The sequence below is a fragment of the Bacillota bacterium genome (assembly GCA_018818595.1).
In the GTDB taxonomy this organism is placed as follows: domain Bacteria; phylum Bacillota_I; class Bacilli_A; order Izemoplasmatales; family Hujiaoplasmataceae; genus JAHIRM01.
Genome location: JAHIRM010000002.1, coordinates 61136 through 69339, shown reverse-complemented (window position 1 = coordinate 69339; position 8204 = coordinate 61136). Strand labels below are relative to the sequence as shown.

Annotated in this window: 7 protein-coding genes; 1 reads left to right on the top strand and 6 read right to left on the bottom strand. The window is 31.2% G+C overall.

Going from position 1 to position 8204, the window contains the following annotated elements; genetic code table 11:
• Together KJ971_00390 and KJ971_00385 are read right to left on the bottom strand one after the other, a co-directional pair.
• Positions 1-361, bottom strand: a 361-nt coding sequence (locus KJ971_00390; GenBank protein ID MBU1144300.1) for a hypothetical protein, incomplete at its 3' end; no start/stop codon positions are given.
• Positions 358-2394: a response regulator gene (locus KJ971_00385; protein ID MBU1144299.1), complete on the bottom strand. Its 2037-nt coding sequence runs from the start codon at positions 2392-2394 to the stop codon at positions 358-360. The genes KJ971_00390 and KJ971_00385, both read right to left, overlap by 4 nt.
• 136 nt (positions 2395-2530) lie before the next feature.
• Here KJ971_00385 and KJ971_00380 point away from each other — a divergent pair, with 136 nt between their 5' ends.
• Positions 2531-2971 carry a hypothetical protein gene (locus tag KJ971_00380; protein ID MBU1144298.1) on the top strand — a complete coding sequence of 147 codons (441 nt, stop codon included), beginning with the start codon at positions 2531-2533 and terminating at the stop codon, positions 2969-2971.
• A 13-nt stretch (positions 2972-2984) separates the two neighbouring features.
• Here the strand turns inward: KJ971_00380 and coaD are convergent, their stop codons facing one another.
• The 4 genes from coaD to ppdK form a co-directional block, all read right to left on the bottom strand.
• Entirely contained in the window at positions 2985-3485 is a 501-nt protein-coding gene (gene coaD, locus KJ971_00375; GenBank protein MBU1144297.1) for a pantetheine-phosphate adenylyltransferase, read from the bottom strand.
• Positions 3482-4042 (bottom strand): 16S rRNA (guanine(966)-N(2))-methyltransferase RsmD, encoded by a 561-nt coding sequence (gene rsmD / locus KJ971_00370; protein MBU1144296.1) that lies wholly within the window; start codon positions 4040-4042, stop codon positions 3482-3484. The genes coaD and rsmD overlap by 4 nt, the downstream gene beginning before the upstream one ends.
• Positions 4043-4130: 88 nt before the next feature.
• On the bottom strand, positions 4131-5189 hold the full coding sequence (locus KJ971_00365; protein MBU1144295.1) for a M42 family metallopeptidase: 1059 nt from the start codon (positions 5187-5189) through the stop codon (positions 4131-4133).
• A 314-nt stretch (positions 5190-5503) separates the two neighbouring features.
• The gene (gene ppdK, locus KJ971_00360) at positions 5504-8125 is read right to left on the bottom strand and encodes a pyruvate, phosphate dikinase (GenBank protein MBU1144294.1); all 2622 of its coding nucleotides are present in this window, start codon (positions 8123-8125) and stop codon (positions 5504-5506) included.
• Positions 8126-8204: the final 79 nt, after the last annotated feature.

Sequence of the window (8204 nt, the reverse complement as noted above, 5' to 3'; positions counted from 1 at the left end):
AATAAGATAAATAAAAAATAGCTTCTTTTCGTTTGAACGAACGAAGTGAATCGATATTTCTAATATATTTAGGAATTAAACCCAACTTCGAAAAATCTTGAAATGCTTGATACTTAATCTCATCATGAAATTGGATTTGTTCGCTCATTTTTACAAATTCTAAAATCAGCAATTTTTTTTGGAATTTCATAATTTGATTGGAATGATGCAAATATCGATTTACTATATACTCGTCTATTTTTGATTTTGTTACAAGTTGTCTTTTAATTCTGTGTTTTTGCTCAAGAATCAATAAAATAAATAATACAGTTAATGCAAATAAAATAATCATTAAATAGATGATAGATTTAAGGGTTATCATTTTATACCCCTCATCTTCATTTCACGACTAATAATACCTAAGATTTCTTCAAAAACGATTGGTTTTTCTATCACAAAATCAACGCCAACTTGATTGGCTCTTGTAATCGTATCAATCGTTTTATTATAGGTTAAAAGAAAATATAAAATATTCATAGGAAAAGTGGACTCATTTAAATTCTGTTTTAATGTTAATCCATCCATTTTTGGAATGTTTCTTTCAACAATCATGACATCGATTTGCTTTGATTTAGCAATTTCAAATGCTTCTAGACCATCTACAGCAGTATAAATTTCATAATTTAAATTTTGAAAGAATGATTTAATAATTTCTAGATTGATTTTCTCGTAATCTACAATAAGGATATTGCCTCTACTACCTTTTTTAATGCTTGTTTTATCGTCTATCACTGAATTAGGCCCTTTTTGATAAACTAATTTGATCCGGTTCTCTCCTGTAGATAACATTAATTCAACAATTCGATCTGGTTTTTTTTCTTTATAAAACTCAGACAATTTAACAATGGCTAAAGAAACAGTTATGTTTTCTATAAACACATCAGATTGTTTGATTCTATTTTGAATGGAAGATGTAAAATCAGTCAAATGAATCGTACTTGCATCGTGGATATAAAGAACAAACCCTGGACCTCTACGCTTAAATAATAACTCGTCTTTTGGTCTGATTTGATTCAAAAGATAACCAGTATTAGAAATTGTTTCATCTCCGATAGCTTGGTCGTATTTTGAATTAATCTCAAAAAGATTATCAATGGTTAAGTAGATTAAAATAATTTCTCTTGTTTGCGCTGATTCAAAATCGAAAGTTAATAGTTCGTTTAAAAGATATTCTTTCAAAAACAACTCATTATATGTTCCAGTAAGTGGATCTTTAATTAACTTGTCCATTGTTGTTTGTAAATTAAATTCTAAAGCTTTCAGTTCAGACTCAAGTTTTGTCTTTATAGAACTTAATTCTTCAATTTTCTTGTTATTATCAATTATCTCAGAATGATAAATGTTGGGTAATTCCACACCATATAAATGATTAAAAGTCATTATCATCGGTTCAAGTACACTTAACCATGAATTTCCTTTTTTCAAATAGATAAGTTCAAATATTTTTTGCCAAAGTTTATAGTCTTCGAATAATATGCTTTTGACTTCAAAGGTTTCCACATCAAAATCAATGTCAGAATTTTTAAATATTTCTTCAATTTCAATAGAGCCAAACAAAGATCGCAATTTATGAATCACTTGATTAGTTAAACTGATGTAATTGATGGAATTAGTGTCTAATGATTCATCACTTGAAAATCGATTGTTATTATAAAAATCAAGTTTTAAAAGAGTATTAATCGCTGTTTTTATTTCGTCCGAATCATAAAAATATCCTGATTTGGTGTAAACAGAATTCAAATTCAATTTTGAAATTTTACTTACAAGTGGATGTAAAAAATTGCTGCTAGGAACATTGTTTTTATGAAACATGATGAGATCAGTTAAAATATCATCATTTTTTAAAGAGGGACGAACTCGATCAAATAAAGAATTTGAAAATAGGATTTTGTTTTGAGGCTCATAAACCAAAAATGAATGAGGTGATGTAATGAAAGGTGCTGAGATAAAAGATAACATTCGATTTTGATCAAAAGAAAGTTCAAAATTTAAACTGGATATAGAATAAAAAGAAGACTTTAAAATGTTTGAAGATTCAATATCTTGAATGGATTCATTGGTAACGATTCTTGCACTTACACCTTGTTGAGATAATTCAGACAGTTTCGATAACACCAAAAAATTCATTTCTTGAATTATGATGGTTTTAAGAAAACTTATCAAACCATATTGCTCGATTTCTTGGATTAAAGAGACAGAAGAAATGGTTGGATTTAATCCAATTAAGACCATTTCATTGTGAAAAATCAGTAAGTACATGACTTCTTCATATGCCGATGGATATAAAGCCGAAATTTCAATAATTTCTTTTGTCTTCTTGTTAGATTTTACTAAATTGTTTGAAAATTCATTCATAGAATCACCTTCAAAGGTATTGAGTTATATTTTATTTTTATATATAAAAGAAACAACGTTTGTTTCTTTTGAAATAAGAGATGTTATTTGACAAAGGTTCTATTTATTACTATAATAGAAAACGGTGATAAATTGTATGAAAAAAATGATTTTTATGTTTTTACTTCTTCTTTTAACTTTTTTAATAGGATGTACTAAAATTCAATTGATGACTTTGCCAAAAGATATTGAATTAACCTCAACCGTTGAAATAACTTATAGTGAATTAAGTGCCATGTTTCAAAACGATGAAACCTTTGCCTTATTCATTTCTTCAGTTTCATGTTCAAGTTGTATCGAATTCGAGCCTATTTTAGATGAATTTATCGGACAATATCACACGAAATTTTACCGGATTGAGGCTTCGGTAGAAATTCAAACTTCCAATGATTTAGTTCCTTACTCTTATACGCCTTCGTTAGCATTTATCAAAGATGGTGAAATTATATTGCTTATCGATCCAATTAGTGAACCTTCTCCATTTTTAAACTATGAAAATTTAAACACTTATCTATTTGAACAATTCGATATTGAATAAGGATAAAGGGCTATCAAACTTGATAGCCCTTTTTTTGATAGTTGATTTTTTTATCGATGGCTTCTTTTACTACTTTGGGGACAAAAGGTGTTACATCTCCTCCGAATTCGGCTAATTCCCTAACAGATGAGGAAGATAAAAAAGAGTATTCTCCATCTGTCATCAAAAACACCGTATCAATATCTGAACTAATTTTTCGATTGAAATTTGTTAGTTGAAATTCATAATCATAATCGGTAACTGCTCTTAAGCCCCTTAAAACATGACTGGCACCTAGAATTTTACAATGTTCAACGGTTAGCATATCCGATTGTACGACTTCAACGTTTGGTATATTCATAATAACTTCTTTTACCAATTGAATTCGTTCTTCAGAAGAAAATAAAGTTATTTTATTAGGATTATGTGATACAGCAACATAAAGTTTATCAAATAATTTAGCTCCTCTTACGATAATATCTAAATGTCCAAATGTAATTGGATCAAAACTTCCTGGATAATAACCTACTTTCATAATGATTCCTCCCATTGATAGAAACTATATTTTGTAATACCTGAAATCACTTCTCGAATTTTAACTAATTGATTAGAAATAAAATCAATATCTTTTTCTTTTTTAGATTCAAGTATTATAATACCATTCTTTGATAATAGTTTGTTTATTTCAATCAAATTCATTGCTTTTGCATATAAATCCAAGTCATAAGGCGGATCCATAAAAATAAAATCAAATATTGTATTATTATGATTTAAATAATCAATGACATCTTTTTTTATAACGAAAGCTTCTTCACCTATATTTATCTGTAATTTAGTTAAATTTTCTTTAATCACTTTAATGGCTTGAAAAGAATTATCCACAAAAACACAAGATGAAATGCCTCGGCTAATTGCTTCAATTCCTATTGCACCACTGCCGGCAAATAAGTCTAGACCTAATCCTCCATCAAAGTATTGTCCTAAAATATTAAAAATCATTTCTTTATTTTTGTCCGTTGTTGGTCTCGTTATCTCTTTTCCAACTTCTTTAAGTCTAAGGCCTTTAAAACGACCAGAAATAACCCTTAACATAATAATCACCTTGTTCACATTTTATCACGATAAATTCATTAATGCAATATCTTATCATTATTTTAAAAAAAGACCAAAAGGTCTTTTTTTATTCAAAAGTAATTTGTTTCACTGTTTGATTGTCTAATCTTTTCACTAATTCAGTTACAATTTTAACGGCATTTTCATAATCGTCTTCATGAATAATTGAAGTATGGGAATGCAAATATCGGCAAGGTAAACAAATAGCAATACTTGGACAACCGGTTTTGGTAACATGCATTTTACCAGCATCTGTTCCTCCATGGCTTAGAAAGGACAATTGATAAGGAATATTTAACTCTTTACAAAGTTGTTCTGTGTATTCTCGAAGAGCAACATGTCCTACCATAGAGCTATCATAGATCATTAAACAAGGGCCTTTTCCTAATTGAGTTTCATTTGATCCTCCAGGAAAATCAAAAGCAATGGTTACATCAAGTGCAATTCCAATATCGGGCTCAATTTTGTAAGCTGCTGTTCCGGCTCCTCTTGTTCCCACTTCTTCTTGAACTGTCCCCACACCATAATAAATATTTTGATGTTCTTCATTTTGAATGTTTTTTAATACTTCGATTGCTAAAGCAATTCCAATTCGATTGTCAAAGGCTTTTGCCAGCAAATATTTCGGATTAGATAAAGCCATTGATTCAATGAAAGGAGTAATCATATCTCCAATTTGAATGCCTTCTTTTAAAGCTTCATCTTTTGATGCAACTCCAATGTCCATATACATATCTTTTAATTCAACTACTTTTTTTCTTTCCTCAGCTTCTAAAATATGAGGAGGTTTTGATCCTACAACCCCTCTTATCTCTTTTCCAGATTTAGTTGAAATGTTAAATTGTTGACTTAAAACTACATGTCCCCACCATCCACCAGCTGGAATAAATTTAATGTATCCTTCTTTTGTAATCTCAGATACAATAAATCCAACTTCATCCATATGACCTGCAACCATGATTTTTGGTCCAGTTTTATTTCCAATTTTTTTCATAATAATCGAACCTAAATTATCATATGAAATTTCACAGATATCTTTACAGGCTTTTTCGATATATTTTCTTACATTTTTTTCATTTGCAGGAATTCCATTTAACATAGTTAATTCTTTTAATAGCGGATTCATAGAGACCCCTTTCAATTTTCTTTCTTCAAAAAACAGTATTTTTTGCGTAAAAAAACGCACTTAAATACTTGGAAATCACTCGAGCAGACTTACATCTACCTTACAATGGGTGCCTCTTGTTTTTCTTTAAGGATTCCTAATCGAATAGGTATTCAACACCAGAAAAACCTTAACTCCCGTTCAATTACTGTCGGTCGCGGTTGAGTGATTTCCAACTATCTAAGTACAATTTCATTATAAACACCCCCTATTCATTTGTCAAGGGAGTTAAGAGAAAAAAAGGACTTGCAAAAGCAAGTCCTTTGAATCGTATTTTAACGAGGATTTTTAATGTTTGCGTGTGCTGCGGCAAGTCTAGCTATTGGAACTCTAAAAGGAGAACATGAAACATAAGATAGTCCAATATTATGACAGAATTCAACCGAAGCTGGATCTCCACCGTGTTCACCACATATTCCAAGTTTAATATCAGGGCGAACTTTTCTACCTAATTCAACAGCCATTTGCATTAATTTGCCGACACCTTTGAAATCAATGTGAGCAAAAGGATCGTTTTCAAATATTTTTTTGCTATAGTAATCTTGAAGGAATTTTCCTGCATCATCACGACTAAAACCAAATGTCATTTGAGTCAAATCGTTGGTTCCAAAACTAAAGAATTCAGCTTCTTGTGCAATTTCATCCGCAAGGATACAAGCGCGTGGAATTTCAATCATGGTTCCAACATGGTATTGTAAATTTACTTTAGCTTTTTTAATAATTTCATCTGCAGTAGCAACAACAATGTCTTTAATCATTTTTAATTCTTTTACGTCACCTACAAGTGGAATCATAATTTCAGGAACGACTTTTCCACCGCGATTGTTTACATCAATTGCTGCTTCGATGACAGCTGTTGTTTGCATAACAGCAATTTCAGGATAAGTAATCGATAGTCTTACACCACGATGACCTAGCATCGGATTCGTTTCATGTAAAGAATCGACAGTAGCTTTTAATTCTTCATAAGTAAGATGCATTTCTTTTGCTAAAGATTCAATATCGTCACGTTCTGTTGGTAAGAATTCATGAAGTGGTGGATCCAAATAACGAATTGTTACAGGGAAACCATTCATCGCTTCATAAAGACCGATAAAGTCAAGACGTTGCATAGGAAGTAATTTATTTAAAGCAGTTTGTCTTTCTTTTAAAGTTTTAGAAACAATCATTTCACGAACGGCAGGAATACGGTCTGCTTCAAAGAACATATGTTCTGTACGGCAAAGTCCAATTCCCTCAGCTCCAAATTTATAAGCAACTTTTGCATCTCTTGGATTATCTGCATTTGTTCTAACTTTTAAAGAGCGATATTTATCTGCCCATTCCATAAGTGTTGCAAAATCACCTGATACTGTCGCATCTACGGTTTTAATTTGCTCTCCGTAAATTTTGCCAGTTGACCCATCTAAAGAGATAAAGTCTCCTTCAAAGTATTTCTTTCCATCAACTTCAAAGTATTTTTTAACTTCATTTACTTTAACCGTTCCAGCTCCAGCAACGCAGCATGTTCCCATTCCACGTGCAACAACAGCAGCATGAGATGTCATTCCACCTCTACTTGTTAAAACGCCTTTAGAAACGAACATTCCTTCAATATCTTCAGGAGATGTTTCTTGACGAACAAGAATAACTGGTTTTCCATCTTTAACCATTTCTGCAGCTCTTTCAGCTGTAAATACTGCACGACCAGTAGCGGCTCCAGGAGAAGCATTCAGTCCAACAGCGATGACTTTGGCGTTTTTTAATGAAACGCTATCAAATTGTGGATGAAGTAGGGAATCTAATTGTTTTGGTTCTACTTTTAAAAGTGCTTCTGTTTCAGTAAGTAATCCTTCTTTTACTAAATCAATCGCAATTTTTAAAGCAGCTTGTGCTGTTCTTTTACCATTTCTAGTTTGTAACATATATAATTTACCTCTTTCGATGGTAAATTCCATATCTTGCATATCACGATAATGAGCTTCAAGTCTACCTGCGATATCATTAAATTCTTTGTATAAAACAGGATTATCTTTTTCTAATTCAGAGATAGGTTTAGGAGTACGAATACCTGCAACTACGTCTTCACCTTGAGCATTAAATAGGTATTCACCATACAATACTTTTTCTCCAGTGGATGGATTTCTTGTAAAAGCAACACCAGTTCCTGAATCTTCACCCATGTTTCCAAAAACCATAGATTGTACGCTTACGGCAGTACCCCATTGGTAAGAAATGTTATTTAAACGGCGGTAAGTATTTGCTCTTGGATTATCCCAAGATTTAAAAACGGCTTTAACAGCTTCAATTAATTGTATTTTTGGATCTTGAGGAAAAGCTTCGCCTTTAATTTCTTTGTATTTTACTTTATAATTAGCAACGATATCTTTTAAATCATCTGCAGTTAAATCAGTATCTAATTCCACACCTTTTTCTTCTTTTTTTGCTTCTAAAATAGCTTCAAAGTTGCTTTTTTCAACTTCCATAACTACATCAGAAAACATTTGAATGAATCTTCTGTAAGAATCGTATGCAAATCTAGGGTTTTCAGTTAATTTAGCTAAACCTTCAACTGCTACATCATTTAAGCCAAGATTTAAAATTGTGTCCATCATTCCAGGCATTGATACTCGAGCACCAGATCTTACAGAAACTAAAAATGGATTGTTATTGTCTCCAAATTTCTTTCCTGAAATTTTTTCTGTTGCACTTAAAGCATCATAAATTTGAGCAATAATTTCATCATTGATACGTCTTCCATCTTCATAGTATTTTGTACATGCTTCAGTTGATACGGTAAATCCTTGAGGTACTGGCATACCAAGATTGGTCATTTCGCAAAGATTTGCACCTTTACCTCCAAGAAGGTTTTTCATTGAAGCGTCGCCTTCTTTAAACAAATATACATATTTTGTCATAGTTATTTCCTTTCGAATTATATTTTTACATGAACATACGAATTATATCATTTTTAACTGAAAATTACAAATGAAATTA